Source organism: Micromonospora sp. Mcm103, assembly GCF_024519755.1.
Lineage (GTDB): Bacteria > Actinomycetota > Actinomycetes > Mycobacteriales > Micromonosporaceae > Micromonospora > Micromonospora aurantiaca.
In genome coordinates this window covers 21,682-38,342 of the sequence record NZ_JALJRJ010000014.1, presented here as the reverse complement: position 1 = coordinate 38,342, position 16,661 = coordinate 21,682, and the positions used below count along the sequence as shown (strand labels likewise).

The following is a 16,661-nucleotide window of genomic DNA, read 5'->3' as shown; positions in this document are numbered from 1 at the left end:
TGATCCTAGGAGAGCCGGTGCCGCCTGTCATGCCTTGTCGCTTCGTGTATCTCGCCTTTGCCGGGCGGGTCGGCTAGCGTCCGGCCATGGACCTGCGTGACTCGCCCGACGAGGCCGCCTTCCGCGCCCGGGCACGTGCCTGGCTCGCGGAGGCGGTCCCGGCCGTGGACGACCCCGCCGCCGCCCGGGCCCGCTGGTTCGACAGGGACTTCCTGACCACGTACGCGCGCCGCCTGCACGCCGCCGGTTACGCCGGACTGGGCTGGCCGGTCGAGTACGGCGGCCGAGGGCTGCCGCTCGGGCACCAGGCGATCTTCCTGGAGGAGTCGGCCCGCCGGGGCGCCACCGAACAGGCCGGCGTGATCGGGCTGGGGATGGTCGGCCCGACCGTCGTCGCTTGGGGCACGCCCGCGCAACGGGCCCACTACCTGCCCGGCATCATGCGCGGGGATCTGCTGTTCTGCCAGGGCTTCTCCGAGGCCGAGGCGGGCAGCGACCTGGCCGCCGTGGCCACCACCGCGCGACTCGACGGGGACGCCTACGTCGTCGACGGGCAGAAGCTGTGGTCCTCGTACGCCGCCGTCGCCGACCACTGCCTGCTGCTGGCGCGGACCGGCGGACAACGCCACCGCGGACTCACCTGCCTGCTGGTGGACCTGCGGACGCCCGGCGTGACGGTACGGCCGCTGCGGCAGATCACCGGGCGCGCCGACTTCGCCGAGATCTCGTTCGACGGCGCGCGGGTGCCGGCCGGCGCGGTGCTCGGCGAGCCCGGTGACGGGTTCCGGGTGGCGATGACGACCCTGGCCCACGAGCGCGGCACGTTCGGCTTCACCCTCACCGCCCGGCTGGAGGAGCACCTGCGCCAGTTCGTCGCGCTGCTGCGGGCCTGCCCGCTGGCCGACGACCCGGGCGTCCGCGACCGCCTCGCCGTCATCTGGACGGACCTGGCCGCGCTGCGCTGGACCAACCTGCGGCTGCTGGCCGAGCTGGCCGAGGGCGGCGAACCCGGTCCCCGCACCTCGGTGGTGAAGCTGCTCTGGTCGCAGGCCAACCAGCGGCTGGCGCACCTGGGCGCGGAGGTCGCCGCGGCCGACGAACGCGCCACGGCGCTGTGGCGGGACCGCCTGCTGCGCAGCCGGGGCAACACCATCGAGGGCGGCACCAGCGAGGTGCTGCGCGACGTCCTCGCCGAACGGGTGCTCGGCCTGCCCCGATCACGCTGAACCCGTGGAGGGACCGTGCGCTTCGCGTTCACCCCGGAACAACTCGCCCTCGCCGAGACCGCCCGCCGGTACCTGGCCGAGCAGCAGCCGCCCGACGCCGCCGGTGTCCCCGAGACCGACCCGGCCCGGCGCGAGGCCGCCTGGAAGACTCTCGGCACGCTCGGCTGGCTCGACGCCGACCTCGGCGCGGTCGAGTGGGGCGTGCTCGCCGAGGAGTGCGGCTACGGGCTGCACCGCGAGCCGTGGCTGACCACCGTCGCGCTGGCCGGCCCGGCGCTGCGGGCCGCCGGTCAGCCGCCGGCCGGCCCGGTGGCACTGGCGTGGGCGGAGGCGCCCGCCGGGCGGGCCCGTCTCGACGAGGCGCACCTGCCCGGCTGCCGGGCGGTGCCGGACCGGGACGCGGTCCGGCTGCACGGCCGCAAGGAACGCGTCGTCGACGGCCTGACCGCCACCTCGGCGGTGGTGGTCGCCCGAGGGCCCGACGGCCCCGGCCTGTACCTCGCCGACCTCGCGCGGACCCGCCGCGTCCCGCTGCCGGCGCCGTGGGACGCCACCCGCGCCGAGTGCCGGGTGGACCTCGCCGGCGCGCCGGCGGAGGATCTGTGGCTGGACGCCCGCCGGGTACTGGCCGACACCCGGCGGCTGGCGCTGGCGCTGTTCGCCTGCGAGGCGGTGGGAATCGCCCGCCGGGCCCACGAGATCGCCGTCGCCCACGCCCGCGACCGGGTGCAGTTCGGCCGCCCGATCGGCGCCAACCAGGCGGTGTCGCACCCGCTCGCCCAGGCGTACGCCCGGATCGAGACGGCGCGGTCGCTCGCCTACCGCGCCGCGTGGTGCGTCGCCGAGCGGGAGCCCGGCGCGGGCCCGGAGGTCGTCGCGGCGGCCCTGGCCGCGCGGGAGGCGGCGCTCACCGCCACCGAGGCCGCGATCCAGACGCTCGGCGCGGCCGGGTTCACCTGGGCGCATCCGGCCCATCGCTGGTACCGCCGGGCGCTGTGGCACCAGGACTTCGCCGGTACGGCGTCGGATCTGCGGGCCGAGCTGGCCGCGATGGTCCTCGCCGCGGCCTGACGCCCCCGCCTCAGCTGTCGGTGGCCGCCGAGTGCTTGCGGCGCAACCGGGTGATCCAGCCCTGCGCGGTGTGCGCCGGGACTCCGAAGTGCCCGGCCACCCCGGCGATCGTGCCGGTCTGCCGGTAGACGGCCTCCAGCTCGTCGTCCTGCGGGGCCCGCCGGTACGCGCGCCCGGCCTGGATCCGGGCGGTCGCGGCCGGCTTGCGGCTCAGCCCGCCCTTGCGGGACCGGCCGGCCGTCGGGCTCGCCGGTTCGGCACGCGCCGGCTCGGCCGCACCGGTGCTGACCCGGGGGAGCGCACCACCGGTCACCGAGACGCCCGGCCGGTCACCGGCGGCACCCGGGATGAACGCGGACAGCAGCAGCTCGAGATTGATGTACGGAAGCTCGCCGCCGCGCATCTCCGCGCCCTCGACCGGCTGGATCACGACCTCCTTGACCGTCGGACGGCCGTCCTCGAGTTCGAGGCGGACCCGCGTCTGCACCGCCGGACTGGCGAAGCTGTCGTCGACGACGGGGACGATGGTGACGATGTATTCGTTCATGTCATGCCTTCTTCGGGCACCTGCGGTCCAGAGTTTCTGGTCCCGCGGTGGCGCGGCCCGGGCGTCGGAGGTAGGGTGCGCTGCTTGCGTCGAAGCACGGTTGACACATCGTAGCGGAACAGAAGACGCAATACACCAAGCGGCGAACGCGGAATCGCCGGAGCCCAGCACAGAGACTCAATACTCGTCGGTGCCGGGGTCCATCATCGAGGCGATGAGCGCGGAGCGTGACGACACACCGACCTTGCGGAAGATGCGGGTCAGGTGCGCCTCGACGGTCTTGACCGTGACGTAGAGCCGCTCCGCCGCCTCGCCGTTGCTCATGCCGGTCGCGATGAGCTGGACGATCTCCCGTTCCCGGCGGGTCAGCGTCGGCATGTCGGCCGGCGGCCCGGAGGTCCGCCGGCCGACGCGACCGGCCCGGCCCAGCAACCGGCTCTGCGCGCTGATCGAGGCCCGGTGCAGGATCCGGGCGCCGCACGTCTCGGCGATGCGCCGCACCTGGGCCAGGCTCGCCTCGGCGGCCTGCCAGTCGTGCAGCCCGTCCAGCGCCTTGGCGTGCACCAGACGCGCGGCGGCCTCCTCCAGCGGCCAGCCGAGCTGGGCGAACGCCTCGGCGGCGCCGGCCGCACCGGCCGCTGCGGCGGGCAGGTCGGTGGCCATCGCGATCCGCGCCCGGGCCAGCGCCACGTGCGCCTGCTGCCCCGGCAGGTCACACGCGCCGGCGTGCCGTTCGGCCTGCTGCACCCAGCGCCGGGCCTCCTCGACGTCGCCCCGCCGGCGGGCCGCGCCGGACAGCGTCGGGGCGGTGGCACACGTCCACCGCGCGCAGCGTGGTCCCGCCGCAGGCCCGGATCAGCAACGTCAGCGTGTTGGCACGGTCGGCGCACTCGTCGCGCATCTGCGCGTGGATGCGCTGGACGACCGAGCCGAACCAGTCGTCGGCCGAACTGCGCACGACCGGCTCGGCCAGGCGCAGCGCCGCGGCCGGCCCGTCCTGCCAGTACACGACGGCGGTACGCATGATGCGGGCGAACCGGTGCATGGTGTCCAGCTCGAGCCGGTCGGCGTACCGCTCGGCCTCGACGGCGTCCGCGCGCGCCTGGTCCAGCAGGCCGAGCTGACGGGCGGCGCAGGACCGCCCGCTGCGCAGGTACGGCACCAGCACGTCGTTGCGCGCGGTGGTGGCGATGCGCAGCGCCCGGTCGAAGTGCCGGATCGCACGCGTCTCGCGGCCCTGGAGCAGTTCCACCCAGCCGAGCAGCGCCAGCACGTCCAGGTGGGTGCTCAGCTCGGCGTCGGTCGAGGCGTCGGCGGCCGTCGTGGCGTCGGCCACTGTCGCCGTCACGTCCACTGTGCTCGGCACGTAGCAGGCGGCGAACGCCGAGACCACCCCGAACCACGCCGCCTCCACCGGCCGGCCGGCCGCGCCGCCGGTCCGCCGGGCCAGCGCGGCGTAGCGGACCGCCTCCCGCTCACCGGCCAGCGCCCCGCAGATCGCCAGTTCCGCGGCGACGGCGGCGGTCAGCCGTCCGGGCAGCGGCGCGGTGTGCGGCTCCGGCATCAGGTCACGCAGCAGCGTGTACCCGAGGCGGCTCTGCCCGCGCAGCCGTTCCACCCGGGCCTGGGCCAGGACCGCCTCCGCCCGCACGTCGCCGTCCGACCGGGCCGCGACGTCCTGGAGCACGCCCCGCCCGTCGGCCACCCGGCCGGCGCGCACCAGCGCGTCGGCCAGGTGCAGCCCTTCGGCCGGGGGCAGCCCGGAGCGCGCCGACGCCGACGGGGCCAGGCGCGCCGCCACCGACAGCCAGCGCACGGTGTCCGCCGCCGGCACGAACGGATGACCGGCGGCGGAGAGCAGCGTACGGGCGGCGTCCGTGTCGCCCGGGCGGGCCGATCGGGCCAGGTGGTCGGCGTAGGCGGGCGCGGGATGGCCCAGCTCGCGCAGCACCCGGGCGGCGGTGGCGTGCAGCGTGCGGCGGCGTCCCGGCGGCACCTGCCGGTAGACCGCGGCGCACAGCACCGGGTGCCGGAACCGCAGCGCCGGCTCCTCGTGCAGGTCGGCGCGCAGCACCTCGCGGGCGACGAGCCGGTCGGTCAGGTCCTGGCAGTCCTGCGGGTCCAGCTCGCACATGGCGGCGATCAGCGTCGGGTCGAATGTCACTCCGAGCACCGCGGCGGCCTCGGCCACGGCCCGTTCCGGCGCCGGCAGCGCCAGTTCCGGCGCGAGCACCCGCACCACCTCGGGCGGCAGCGCCTCGGCCAGGTCGACCGGCTGGTGCCGGCTCGGGTCCAGGCAGTCGTCGTCGAGGTGCCGGTACGCCTGGCTGTACAGCGGGTTGCCCCCGCCCAGCGCGTGGATGCGCTCCGCGCGGTGGCACGGCTGGGCCAGCATCCGCCCGACCTCGACCACCGACAGCGGTGGCACCTCCAGGCGTTCGTGCCGTCCGCTGGTCACCGCCAGGGCGGCCGCGAGCGGGGCGGACATCCGGGCCAGCCGGTACGCCAGCACGAGGACCAGCCCGGCCGGTGGATTGCGGACCAGCTCGCCGATCAGCTCCAGTGAGGACGCGTCGGCCAGGTGCGCGTCGTCGACCAGCAGCATCGGGCCGCCCTGCCGGTTGTGCCCGGCGGCGAGCGCCGCGAGCAGCCGTGACCTCGGGTCACGCCGGCCGGGGCCGCGGGCGCCGTCGTGGGAGCGCCAGAGCGGGGCGAGCATGGCGTACGTCGCGGGGGCGCGCCCGACCGCGGACAGCACGCTCAGTCCGGCGGCACGGGCGAGGCGCCCGCAGCGTTCGAGCAGCGCCGTCTTCCCGATCCCCGGCGCGCCGGGGAGCTCCAGGACGGTGGACGTGCCGTCGGCCGCCGCGGTGACGGCCCGGCGGGCCGCCGCCAGCAGGGGTGCCCGGCCCACGAACGACGCCGGTTCGGCTCCCTCCGGGTCGTCGTCGAGGCTCGCCATCGGACACCTGCATCCTTTCGGGACGTGCGCCGGGCGGGTGCCCGACCCCGGCCTGCTCCGCCCGGGCGTCGCTGTCCATGATGTGCCGCTGCACGGCACGGCGCCGGGCGGGCGCGCCGTTGCGCCGGATACCGGCGTAATCGACGGTTGTTGACGGCACGACCCTAACGCCCCGATGCAATGTGGGGTTTCCCCCACTGTCGACGACGGGCCGGCGATCGACACTGGTCGCGGTGTTTCGCGGAAAGGGTTCGCCCATGCGCAAACGAGGTCAGGAAACCGGTGACTGGGTGCTGCTGCACTGTCCGTTACCGGGCCGTTCGACCCATGCCGACTCCTTTCTGACGAGGGGTATTGGTCCGCTCTTTTCGGGTATGCACCGGAGCGGCGAGGTTACCGGCTGGTATTACGACCGGCGGGGTTCCGCCGACGTCCACGTGCACGGCCGCTGCACCGACCCCGGCGTGCTCCGGGCCCGGCTGGCCGGTCTCGTGCTCGCGGGCCGCAGCGCCGGCCGGCCGGTGACCGTGTGCCCCGAGCCCGGCGCGCTTCCGGTACGCCACACCGACCTGCGGGAGCAGTCCAGCGCGCTCGCCCTGGAGATCATCGCGGCGACCGCCACCCGCCCGGCGCGGATACGGACGGGCTGCGATCTCGCCCTCGCCACGTTCCTGTGCGCCGGGGTCGCCGCCGCGTACCCCGGCTCGGCAGCCGCCGCGCCGGCCGGACCGGACGCCTGTCCACACTGCGTGGAGTGGTTGCGGTCGCCGCCACCCGGGGTGCCGGCGCGGCTGCGCGGCGTGGCCGGGCTGCTCGCCGAGGGGCGCGGCTGGGTGGCGCGGTGGACCGGGGTGCTGCGCCGGTCGGGGATCGTTCCGGTGGCCGGTGGGCCGGACGAACTGACCACCCCGCTGCGGTGTCTGCTCAACCAGATCGGCCTCACCGGGGCGGACAGCCGGCGGATCGAGGCGACCGCGCGGCGGGCGGTGCTCGCCGCCACCTCCGGCGTCCCGTTGCGGGCGCACCGCACCCGCCGTGCGCCCGGTTACGACTGGTGCGGCTGACCGCGGCGACGGCCTGCCGAAACTGCCACCATCGGCTCACTCTGCGTCGATTCAGGATCCCGGGAGCGCGCCCACGGAACAGTTATTCCAGGCGGCCGCCCACTTCTTCCGGCCGCAATTATTGACCAATCGGCGGAAGTGCCGCACGTCAGCGGGTCGCCCGTTGTCGTTGCGCCCCGGCCGGGTACGAAACCGGCGGTTTCCGGCGCAGTTTTCCGACAGCTCCTCATTGCGGTCCGCGCCGTTTCCGGTGGTACGGCCGCCGGGTGAGGCTCGCGTACGCCATCGTGGTCAGCGTGACGATGTCGAACACCGGCACCCCCAGCCGCGCCTGGATCCGGTGGGCGAACGGCACCAGGTCGGTGCACTCGACGACCAGCGCCCCCAGTTCAGGGTGCGCGCGGGCCAGCGCGTCGACCCGCCCGTCCACCTCGGCGGCCAGCCGCTCGACGTCGAGGGCGTCGCGCCGCCCCTCCAGCATCACCTCGCGGAACTCCGGCTGCCCGGCCATGCCGGTGACCGCCACCGGCACGTCGGCGGCGCCGATCGCGGCCAGGTGACGCGGGGTCAGCGCGGCCTCGTCGGCGACCAGCAGCCCGACCGGACGCCCGACCATCCGGTGCACCATCGGCAGTTGCACCAGGCTCGACGACCACAGCGGGACGCGCACCGCGGCGGCGAGTTCGGCCTGGAACAGCACGAGGAACCCGCACGCCCCGGTGATCCCGGCGACTCCGGCCGCCTCCAGGTCACGGGCCGCGTCGACGAACGGTCGCAGCAGCGTCGGGTCGGCCTCGCGGACCAGCCGCTGCGGCGTGGCGCCCTCCACCACCCGGTAGCGCACCGGGAAGTCGAACGTGTCCGGGTTGCGGATGTGCCCGGGGATCTTGTCGAAGCTGGTGTCGAGGCAGAGCACGCCGATCTCCGGCCGGTCGCTCACGAGATCCCCCTCTGGAAGCGGTCCACGGCGAACGTCTCCAGCGGCAGGTCCGGCTCGGCGCCGGCGACGAGCTGGGCGAGCAGTTGCCCACCGGCCGGGGCCAGGCCCATCCCGATGTGCCCGTGCCCGGTGGCCACGCTGACGTTGTCGTAGCCGCCGGCCCGCCCGATCAACGGCAGGCTGTCCGGGGTGCACGGACGCAGCCCGCTCCACACGTCCAGGCGCCGGCCGGTGTCCAGCGCCGGCAGGTACCGCCGCGCGGTGTGCAGGATCCCGTCGACGCGGCGCGGCGAGATCGACGTGTCCAGGCCGGACAGTTCCAGCGTGCCGCCGACGCGTACCCGGTCACCCAGCGGCATCACCGCGACCTTGCCCTCGCTGAGCAGCACCGGGCGGGTGGGCGTGCCCGGCCCGGCGGGCAGCGTGACGGTGTAGCCCTTCGCCGGTTGCAGCGTCAGCCCGACACCGAGCATCCGGGCGCAGGCCGCCGACCACACCCCGGCGGCGATCACCACCTCGGCCGGGCGCAGTTCGCCCCTGCTGGTGCGCACCGCGCGTACCCGCCGCCCGGTCACCTCGAAGTCGCGTACCTCCGCGCCGGTGACGACGTCCACGCCCCGCGCCCGCAGCGCCGCCGCGAGCGCCACCAGGAACGCCGGGATACGCAGCGCGGCGCCCTCCTCGTTGAGCAGCGTCCCGGCCACCGCGAAGTCGACGCCGGGTTCCAGCCGGGCCAGCTCGGCCCGGTCCAGCTCGCGCAGCGGCACCCCACGGGCGGTCGCCGCCGGGATCGTCCGGCGCGCCTTCGCGTACCCCTGCTCGGTGTGGCAGGCGAGGATCATGCCGCGTTCGGTGAGCGTCCCGGCCAGCTCGTCCTCGGCGCAGATCTCGCGCAGCAGCGCGAGGCTGCGCTGCTTGAGCGCGAGCAGCGTCTCGAACCCGGCGCGGGCGTGGCGTTCGGTGCAGTGCCGGCGGAAGTGCCACAGCCAGGCCAGCAGCGCGCCGTCGAGCCGGGGCCGGACCGCGAACGGGCTCTCCGGGCTGAACAGCCAGCGGATCCCGGTCGCCGGCACCCCCGGCTCGGCCAGCGGCGCCGAGCCCTGGGTGCCGACGAAACCGGTGTTCCCGGCCGAGCAGGCCGCCGCGTCGCCGACTTCGCCCCGGTCCACCACCGTCACGCTGAGCCCGGCGCGGCGCAGGAACCAGGCGCAGCACAGGCCCACCACGCCCGCGCCGACCACGAGCACGTCGGCGTCGGTACGGCCCGGCGTCGTCATCAGCCGCCGCCGGTCAGAGCGTCACGACGAAGAAGCAGGTGGGCAGGTTCACCACGACCCGCTCCCAGATCTCGGCGCGCAGCGCCACACCGGGTTCGGCGAACGTGCCGGGCGGCGGCTCGGCGAACGCGATGGTGGACCGGCCGGCGTCGAACAGCAGCGCGCCGTGGCCGAAGTCGCCGACGATCGCGGTGCCCGGGTCGACCAGCCGGGTACGCACGATGAACACGCCGTTGTCCTCCACGTCCCGCATCAGCGAGCCGCTGCCCAGCAGCCGGTAGTAGTCGGCCGGGTTGATGATCAGCCCGTCGGCGGTGCTGCCCATCTGCTCGACCTCGTTGCACGCGGCCAGGACGGTGGACGCGAACGGCCCCGGGTCGGTGAGCCGGCCCAGGTCCGGCATGGTCAGCAGCCCGCCCTCGCCGCGCAGGATGGTGTGGTTCTCGGCCGTCGCCAGCCGCACCACCAGCCGGTAGTCGATGAACTGCGCGAAGCTGACCGGGTCCTCCCACAGCGTGTCCGGCACCTGCACCCACGCGGTGGTGGTGAGCAGCGACGGGATGGGGGAGCGGTGGAAGTGGTTGGCCGCCTCCCGGCGCAGGTCCGCGCCGTCCACCGCCGGGTCGCCCGGGCGGGGCGGGCTCTCGTGCCAGTAGTAGTCCTGCGGATCCCGGGACAGGTCGACCACCTTGAGCATGTTCCGCGACGGGTAGCGGGGCTTGCGCCGGGAACTGGTCAGCGAGTCGGTGATCGTCACGTCGTAGTCGACGCTGGTGTCGAAGCCGTCCTTGGCGAACGCCTCGACGAACGTCGCGCCGGGCGACATCTGCGTCTTCCGCTCGGCGACCACCTCGGCGATCGTCCGCTTCACGGTGTCGGTGCGCTGTGACATCTGCTGTCCCTCCCTCAGGCCGGCTTGCGGGCGACGAACATGCCCCAGCCGAACTCGCCCCTGTCGATCGCCGCCTGGATCTCGTCGCACGAGTCGGCGAAGCCGAGGATCCAGGTCCGCGCCGCCTCGTCCGCCGTCGTCTCCGCGCGCTCCCGGGCGGTGCGGCCCAGCACCCGGTACGTCTGCCTGATGTGCGCGTCGAGACTGCGTGCGACCACGTCCACGAACCCGGCCTCGGTCAGTGCCCGGCGGTAGCCGTCGAGCGAGTAGCCGTCGTTCCAGCGCACCCGGTCGTAGACGTGCCGGCGGGCCGCCTCGCCGATCCGCTCGGTGGGCTGGAGGAAGTCGGACACCGCCAGCACCCCGCCGGGGGCGAGCACCCGGAACATCTCGGCGTGGCTGCGCGGCTTGTCCGGCACCAGGAACAGCGCGTCCTGGCTGACCACGTGCGTGAACGTGCCGTCGTCGTACGGCAGGGCGGTGGCCGAGCCGTGCCGGAACGACACGGGAAGCGCGGCGCCCCGCTCGGCGCGCCGCTGCTCGGCGAAGCGCACCCGCTCGATGCTGAGGTCCAGCCCTTCGCCCCGGCAGCCGGTGCGCTCGGCCAGGCGCAGCAGGAAGTTGCCGCAGCCGCAGCCCACGTCGAGCACGTTCGCCGAGGCGTCGATCCCGGCGTCGGCGGCGAGGATGTCGGAGGTCCGGTCGGCCGCCGCGTGGTAGTCGCTGTCGTCCTCCCCGGTGAAGTAGCCGGTGTGCAGCACGCCCTCGCTGTCCCAGAAGCTGAGGTACGTCTGCGTGGTCTGGTCGAAGAACTCGGAGACGTCCCGCTCGGTGAACCGGCTGGTCGTGGACATGGGCACTCCCTTGTGCGGCGGTCGGTGGGTCAGGCGTAGGTGTCCTTGCGGACGCCGGTGAGGTGCGGCAGGTCGGGGCCGGTGGCGGCGGCGCCGCCGTCGATCAGGTGCACCCCGGCGGTCACGTACGACGCGCGCTCGCCGGCCAGGAACGCGGCCACCGCGGCGACCTCCTCGGGCCGGGCCAGCCGGCCGACGGCGCTGTGGTGGCCCATCGAGGCCAGCCGCGCCTCGACGTCGCCGTCCGCGCCGGCGAGCCGGGCCGCGGCGCGTTCCATCGGCGGCGTCCGCACCCCGCCGGGCGCGAGCACGTTCACGGTGACGCCGTCGCGGCCCACGTCGACGGCGAGGCCCTGGGCGAAGCGGACCAGCGCGGCCCGGGTCACCCCGGACAGCACGAGCGGGCCGATCGGCACGCAGGCGGTCTCGGAGGCCACCAGCAGCAGCCGGCCCCAGCCGGCGGCGCGCATGTGCGGCAGCGCGGCGAGCGACACCGCTACCGCCGGCAGCAGCACCCGGTCGACGGCCGCCCGGTAGTCGTCGGTGTCGAAGCCGGTGGCGGTGCCCACGGGCGGGCTGCCGCCGCTGACCAGCAGCACGTCCACGCCGCCCAGCTCGCCGGCGACCCGGTCCACCCAGCGGGCGGCGGCCTCGGTGTCGGTGAGGTCCACGCCGGTCGCGCTGATCCGGCCGGAGGCCACCGCCGCCAGCTCCCGCTCGGCGGCGGCCAGGCGCTGCGGGTCACGCCCGCAGACCGCCACGTGCGCGCCCTCCGCGGCGAACTCCTTCGCGCAGGCCAGCCCGATGCCACTGGTACCGCCCGCGACGAGCGCCACCCGGCCCTTGAGCCCCAGATCCACGTCCTCACCTCTCCGTCTCGCCGACGCGGGCCGCCGCGCCGGGGTACGCCGGGTCGCCGTCCGGCCCGCCGGACCGGTAGCCGTACCGGGTGGACAGCGGCCAGGCCAGCGCCGCCACCGCGAGCCGCTGCCGGCCGGTCAGCGTGCGCCGCCACCCGTCGTCGCGGTCCCGGATGACGGTCGGGCCGGTCCGGAAGCGGTCCGGGTTGCCGGTGACGGTGTGGTTGCCGCGCAGCTCGACGGTCCGGTCCCGCACCGGGTTGGCCGCCGGGTCGACACCCACCAGCTTCAGCAGGGCGCCGATCGTGCCGGCCGGGTCGGCGGTGAAGTCCTCGTAGCGCAGGAACGCCGACCGGTCCGGGTACCGCCTGTTTATGGCCGCCGACGCGAGGTTGAACCCGTGCCAGTACGCGGTGCTGCGCGCCGCCGACATCGCGTAGACGTACTCCTTCGGCTCCCGCCACGAGTGCGCCACCGCGCGCGGGTCGCGCACCAGGTGCAGCCAGTACGCCTGGACGCCCGGCACGTGCGGCAGCAACGCCGACTCGCCGGGGATCTTGGTGCTGTCCACGATGACGCGGGCGCCGGTGCGGGCGGCCACCTCCCGGTAGACCGCGCCGAGCAGGTCCGCGTGCGCCCGGGTGTCCGCGTCGTACGCGCCCCGGCGCAGCACCCGCCACGTGTGCCGGGTCCGTAGCCGGGCCCGTTGCCGGCGGATCACCTCGGCGGCGTGCGCGTCCGTCGGCATCCCGGCCGGACGACCCAGCGGCAGCACCGCCGACCACAGCGGACAGGCGGTGAGCGCGGCGCCGCACCCGCACCTGTCGTTCACCCCGCGCCCGGTCGAGTTCTTCCACAGGAAGTGCAGCTCACCGACGTGCACCACACCGGGCGCCTCACCGAGGACGTTGCCGATGATGGTGCTGCCGTTGCGGCACCAGCCGTTGACGCTCAGGACGGTCACCGGTGCGCTCATGCCGCGCGTACCTCCGCCGGAGCCGGCGCGGGCGCGACCCGGCCGATGCGCAGCGCCATCGCGGCGGCGACCGCCGCGCCGGCCGCGCCCGCGACGAACACCGCCGGATAGCCGAGACCGGCCGCGACCAGGCCGGTCGCCGGCCCCCACACCGCCAGACCCAGATCCCAGAACGAGGTGTACGCCCCGATCGCCGCGCCCTGCCGCGCCGGGTCGGTGCGGTTCATCACCATCAGCGCCAGCGACGGGTGCAGCAGGGAGAATCCGACGCCCATCACCACGCTGCCGGCCACCGCCACCGGCAGGTTCGGCGCTACCGCGATGACCAGCAGACCGACCGCCTCGCCCACCCCGCACCAGGTGGCCACCCGGCGGGGGCCGAGCCGGTCCGGCAGGTGCCCGATGACCAGGCGGGTGCCGGCGTACACGGCGCTGAAGACGCTCAGCACCACCACGCCGTGGCCGATGCCCCGCGCGTCCAGGTGCAGCACGACGAACGCGGCCAGACCCGCGTACCCGGCGGCGCCGAAGGTGAGCGCGATGCCCGGCAGCAGCGCCGGGCGCAGCAGCAGCCCGGCGCCCTTCGCCGCGGGTGCGGTACGCGCCGGCGCGGGCACCAGCGCGACGAGCGCCGCGCCGACCGCCGGGGCGACCGCGCTGAGCAGCCACACCGCCTGATAGCCGGCCTGCTGCACGGTGGCGCCGAGGAACGTGCCGGCGGAGATGCCGCCCCACATGCTCACCCCGTACAGGCCGATGAGCTGGCCGCGCCGCTCGTGCGGGGCGAGCTGCACGATCCACACCGCGCCGGCGGTGAACAGCGCCGCCTCACCGGCACCGAGCAGCAGCCGGACCGCCACCAGCGCGGGCACGCCCAGCGGGGCCAGGTAGAGCAGGCCGCCACCGGCCACCACGAGCGCCCCGGCCAGCATCACCGTGCGGTGGCCGTGCCGGTCGGCGAGCGCGCCCGCGACCGGCCGGACCAGCAGCGCGGTCACCGCGGTCACGGTGACCACCACGCCGACTGTCAGGTCACCGGCGTCGTGCCGTTCGCGCAGGAAGCCGGGCAGCACCGGGATCACCGCTGTCAGTCCGAGGTAGCCGGTGAACAGTCCGCCGAGCAGCCCGGCCAGCGCGAGCCGGGGCAGCGGCCGGGCCGGAGTGTGCGCGCCGGTCACGACCCGACCAGCGCGGTCTCACGGGCGGCGGCCACCTTGCGAACCGCGCGGACCAGGTCGTCGCAGTCCCCGGGCGTGAGGTTCGACGACAGCGGCACGTCGACGGTCTCGGTCAGCAGCCGCGCGGTACGAGGCAGCGTCGCGCGGATCTCGCCCGGGTCGGCGCTGTCGTACAGGAACCGCCAGTTCCAGAACGCCCGCACGTTGAGGTCGTCGTCCGCGCCGATGTTGCGGGCGTCGATCCCCTCCGCCCGCAGCGCGCGGGCGAACCAGCCGGCGTCGCCCCAGCCCGCGTCGCCGCCGGGCACGCGGAACACGAACGCCTCCCCGAGGTACGCCCCGGGCGCGACCGGCCGCCGCACCGCGATCCCGGGCAGCCCGGCCAGGGCGGCGCTGACGTGCGCGTAGTTGCGGTGGAACAGTGCGAGCCGCTGTGGCAGCCGGGTCAGTTCGGCGCGCAGCAGGGCCGCGCGGATCTCGTCCATCCGCAGGCTCAGCAGCGGCAGGTCCAGGCCGGTCAGCGGCGGCTCGCCGTGCGGGAAGTGCCGCCGCAGCCGCCCCTCGTACGCCCCGGACAGCGCCACCGCCCGCGCGAACAGGGTGCTGTCGTCGGTGATCAGGAAGCCGCCCTCGCCGCAGTTGAGCGCCTTGTCGGACTGGGTGCTGAACGCCCCGGCGGCGCCGAACGTGCCGAGCTTGCGCCCGTTGAGTTCGGCGCCGAGCGCCGGCACCGCGTCCTCGATGAGCGGCACGCCCATCTCGGCGGCGAACGCGGCCAGCGCTTCGACGTCGGCGGCGAAGCCGCGCATGTGGACGACCATGACGGCGCGGATCTCCGGCCGCCACCGGCGGCGCAGGTCGTCGAGGTCCATCCGCAGGTCGTCGTCCACCTCGACCAGGAATGGCCGGCAACCGGCCAGCACAATGGCGCTGGGGGTGGCGACGAAAGTGAATCCGGGGCAGGCCACCAATGAGCCCGGTGGCACTCCGGCGCCCATCAGGGCGAGCGCCAGCGCGGCGGTACCGCTGGAAACGGCCAGCGCGTGCCGGGTGCCGAAATAACGACACAGTTCGTCCTCGAACCGCCCGCATTCGGTTTCATTAGGCGGCCGGTGGTCATATCGGAAGTAGAGGTGACTGCGGACGGCGCGAATAGCCGCGTCCTCGTCCTCGCTGTGCACGAACACCGCGCCCTTGTCGTACGTCGGCCAGGGCGTACGCCGCACCGGCTGTCCGCCGTGCAAGACGAGCTGTTCGGGCAGCTCAGAGCCGTTCTGCACCGGCCTCGGCGGGCTCGGTGCGGGAGCGTCGTCGTTCCCGTCCACCGGCGGACTCCTCGGGCGAGCGGCGACAATTCCTAGCGACTCGATAGGATTGGCCGGGCGTGCGCCGGGCATGGTCGCCCGGCGGAATCGCAGTCCCGGCGCGATCCCGTCGAGGGGTAAGAAGTGCCACCAGATCCGACATTCATGGTGCGTCGATCCAGCGAGAGTAATGATTGTCGTCGATCCCGTACGCGTCAACAGATAGACGTGAATATGTTCGGCGCCGGGCTGTGCCGGCAGTGGACTATGCGGAATTGTCGCGGCCGGCCCGCTGATCCGCCGGCGCGGCGGGTCGCCTCCCGCCGCTGAACGCGGCGCCACCCCGTCGGGGCTTGGTCGCACCGGGCTCGATCGTGTGCGGCCTGGTTGCACGCGCCCGATCGGGCGGGATCCGGTCGTGCCGGGGTCCGGCCGCCGCCTGGATCGGCCGTCACCGAAAGTAACCTCCGCGGCTCCGGGGCGGAACTCACCCTGCGCCCTTTGCTCTGCAGCCATCGGCGCATCGGTGACTGACGGCCACTGCTGCGTACGTGGCTGCAGAGCAAAGGGCGCGATGGGGTATGCGTCCAGCTCTCGGCTCGCCGCGCATCGCCGCTGTTCAGGAGCATGTGGCGGACAATTCAACCCATTCGACCCCGGAAATCTCCGTCACCCTCCGTGATTCGCCGCCGACTCGGGCTGCTGTAACGGAAAGTTGCCCGCAAGGGTGGGCGCGGGGCGTCGAGACCCGGCCTGACGAGGCTGGCGAATCAGGCGGCTCGCCAGTCGCGAACCAACGCGGCCACGGTGGCGTACCGCTCCGCCGGATCGGACCGGCCGGCCCGGTCGGCGACCGCGCGCTCGGCGGCGGTGCCCCGCCAGCCGGACGGGCCGTCGAGCAGGTGGTGCAGCGTACGACCCAGCGCGTGGACCGTGGTGCGCTCGTCGATCGTCGCGCCCCGGGTCAGCTCCTCGGGCGACAGGTAACGACGGGAGCCGGGCAGCCGGTCGGAGTCGAGCACGAACGGCCCCGGGCGGTACTCGTCCAGGTCGATCAGCCGCATCCGGTGGGCGTCGAAGTCGTAGAGGAAGCATCCGTCGTACAGGTCGACCGCGACATACCCGGCCGCGCTCACGGCCAGGTGGGCGTCGAGGATCGTTGCCAGCGCCGCGCGGACCTCGGCGACCGGCAGCCGCTGGAAGCGGGCCAGCCCGCTCCGGTCGCTGCCGCCGCCGGTGGTGGCGTGGTTGAGCACGACGCCGTCGCACCACGGGTACACCAGCGTCGGGCCGTCCGTGCCGTCACGTACCAGCTCGGGCCGGACCACTGCCGGGTGCCGGACCGCGGCGTGCAGGCCCAGCGCGCGGGTCAGCGACTCACGCGCCGCGGGCGTCCCGGCCCGCTTCACGAACCAGCGCCGGCCCGCTGACTCCACACCGTACGAGACGCACCCGGAGTCCTGGTCGCCGAAGACCACGAACGCATCGGCCGGGTCGAGGTTCCACACCC

15 protein-coding genes are annotated in these 16,661 nt (G+C 74.8%); 3 read left to right on the top strand and 12 right to left on the bottom strand.

The window, feature by feature from the left end:
• Nucleotides 1-86 precede the first annotated feature (86 nt).
• Nucleotides 87-1,226 carry an acyl-CoA dehydrogenase family protein gene (locus OC439_RS18225; protein WP_262014467.1) on the top strand — a complete coding sequence of 380 codons (1,140 nt, stop codon included), beginning with the start codon at nt 87-89 and terminating at the stop codon, nt 1,224-1,226.
• A gap of 15 nt (nt 1,227-1,241) precedes the next feature.
• Complete coding sequence (locus tag OC439_RS18220) at nt 1,242-2,297, top strand: acyl-CoA dehydrogenase family protein (protein ID WP_262014466.1); 1,056 nt, start codon at nt 1,242-1,244, stop codon at nt 2,295-2,297.
• 10 nt (nt 2,298-2,307) lie between these two features.
• On the opposite strand, the gene OC439_RS18215 is transcribed toward OC439_RS18220, so the two are convergent.
• From OC439_RS18215 to OC439_RS18205, 3 genes are all read right to left on the bottom strand, one after another.
• The gene (locus tag OC439_RS18215) at nt 2,308-2,844 is read right to left on the bottom strand and encodes a hypothetical protein (protein ID WP_262014465.1); all 537 of its coding nucleotides are present in this window, start codon (nt 2,842-2,844) and stop codon (nt 2,308-2,310) included.
• A 177-nt stretch (nt 2,845-3,021) separates the two neighbouring features.
• Nucleotides 3,022-3,591: a helix-turn-helix transcriptional regulator gene (locus tag OC439_RS18210; protein WP_262014464.1), complete on the bottom strand. Its 570-nt coding sequence runs from the start codon at nt 3,589-3,591 to the stop codon at nt 3,022-3,024.
• Nucleotides 3,557-5,806 carry an AAA family ATPase gene (locus OC439_RS18205; protein WP_262014463.1) on the bottom strand — a complete coding sequence of 750 codons (2,250 nt, stop codon included), beginning with the start codon at nt 5,804-5,806 and terminating at the stop codon, nt 3,557-3,559. Before OC439_RS18205 ends, OC439_RS18210 begins: the two co-directional genes overlap by 35 nt.
• A gap of 374 nt (nt 5,807-6,180) precedes the next feature.
• On the opposite strand from OC439_RS18205, the gene OC439_RS18200 reads away from it, so the two are divergent.
• Complete coding sequence (locus tag OC439_RS18200) at nt 6,181-6,870, top strand: hypothetical protein (protein ID WP_167796882.1); 690 nt, start codon at nt 6,181-6,183, stop codon at nt 6,868-6,870.
• A 226-nt stretch (nt 6,871-7,096) separates the two neighbouring features.
• On the opposite strand, the gene OC439_RS18195 is transcribed toward OC439_RS18200, so the two are convergent.
• The 9 genes from OC439_RS18195 to OC439_RS18155 all read right to left on the bottom strand — a co-directional run bounded on the left by OC439_RS18195 (nt 7,097) and on the right by OC439_RS18155 (nt 16,659).
• Nucleotides 7,097-7,810 carry an aspartate/glutamate racemase family protein gene (locus OC439_RS18195; protein ID WP_262014462.1) on the bottom strand — a complete coding sequence of 238 codons (714 nt, stop codon included), beginning with the start codon at nt 7,808-7,810 and terminating at the stop codon, nt 7,097-7,099.
• A complete protein-coding gene (locus tag OC439_RS18190; protein WP_262014461.1) occupies nt 7,807-9,087 on the bottom strand; it encodes an NAD(P)/FAD-dependent oxidoreductase in 1,281 nt (426 codons plus the stop codon). The genes OC439_RS18195 and OC439_RS18190 overlap by 4 nt, the downstream gene beginning before the upstream one ends.
• Nucleotides 9,088-9,100: 13 nt before the next feature.
• Entirely contained in the window at nt 9,101-9,979 is an 879-nt protein-coding gene (locus OC439_RS18185; protein ID WP_262014460.1) for a family 3 encapsulin nanocompartment shell protein, read from the bottom strand.
• A gap of 14 nt (nt 9,980-9,993) precedes the next feature.
• Nucleotides 9,994-10,833 carry a class I SAM-dependent methyltransferase gene (locus OC439_RS18180; protein ID WP_262014459.1) on the bottom strand — a complete coding sequence of 280 codons (840 nt, stop codon included), beginning with the start codon at nt 10,831-10,833 and terminating at the stop codon, nt 9,994-9,996.
• Nucleotides 10,834-10,862: 29 nt separating this feature from the next.
• Nucleotides 10,863-11,693, bottom strand: a complete 831-nt coding sequence (locus OC439_RS18175; RefSeq protein ID WP_262014458.1) for an SDR family NAD(P)-dependent oxidoreductase — start codon at nt 11,691-11,693, stop codon at nt 10,863-10,865.
• A 4-nt stretch (nt 11,694-11,697) separates the two neighbouring features.
• Nucleotides 11,698-12,669 carry a sulfotransferase gene (locus tag OC439_RS18170; protein ID WP_262014457.1) on the bottom strand — a complete coding sequence of 324 codons (972 nt, stop codon included), beginning with the start codon at nt 12,667-12,669 and terminating at the stop codon, nt 11,698-11,700.
• Entirely contained in the window at nt 12,666-13,847 is a 1,182-nt protein-coding gene (locus tag OC439_RS18165; protein WP_262014456.1) for an MFS transporter, read from the bottom strand. Before OC439_RS18165 ends, OC439_RS18170 begins: the two co-directional genes overlap by 4 nt.
• Nucleotides 13,844-15,172: a DegT/DnrJ/EryC1/StrS family aminotransferase gene (locus tag OC439_RS18160; RefSeq protein WP_262014455.1), complete on the bottom strand. Its 1,329-nt coding sequence runs from the start codon at nt 15,170-15,172 to the stop codon at nt 13,844-13,846. Before OC439_RS18160 ends, OC439_RS18165 begins: the two co-directional genes overlap by 4 nt.
• Nucleotides 15,173-15,921: 749 nt before the next feature.
• The gene (locus OC439_RS18155) at nt 15,922-16,659 is read right to left on the bottom strand and encodes a serine/threonine protein kinase (RefSeq protein WP_262014454.1); all 738 of its coding nucleotides are present in this window, start codon (nt 16,657-16,659) and stop codon (nt 15,922-15,924) included.
• Nucleotides 16,660-16,661 lie beyond the last annotated feature (2 nt).

Bases quoted from the DNA above. Each gene is read 5' to 3' on its own strand.
- OC439_RS18225 (WP_262014467.1), top strand. From the start codon at position 87: ATGGACCTGCGTGACTCGCCCGACGAGGCCGCCTTCCGCGCCCGGGCA.
- OC439_RS18215 (WP_262014465.1), bottom strand. From the start codon at position 2,844: ATGAACGAATACATCGTCACCATCGTCCCCGTCGTCGACGACAGCTTC.
- OC439_RS18205 (WP_262014463.1), bottom strand. From the start codon at position 5,806: ATGGCGAGCCTCGACGACGACCCGGAGGGAGCCGAACCGGCGTCGTTC.
- OC439_RS18200 (WP_167796882.1), top strand. From the start codon at position 6,181: ATGCACCGGAGCGGCGAGGTTACCGGCTGGTATTACGACCGGCGGGGT.
- OC439_RS18190 (WP_262014461.1), bottom strand. From the start codon at position 9,087: ATGACGACGCCGGGCCGTACCGACGCCGACGTGCTCGTGGTCGGCGCG.
- OC439_RS18185 (WP_262014460.1), bottom strand. From the start codon at position 9,979: ATGTCACAGCGCACCGACACCGTGAAGCGGACGATCGCCGAGGTGGTC.
- OC439_RS18180 (WP_262014459.1), bottom strand. From the start codon at position 10,833: ATGTCCACGACCAGCCGGTTCACCGAGCGGGACGTCTCCGAGTTCTTC.
- OC439_RS18170 (WP_262014457.1), bottom strand. From the start codon at position 12,669: ATGAGCGCACCGGTGACCGTCCTGAGCGTCAACGGCTGGTGCCGCAAC.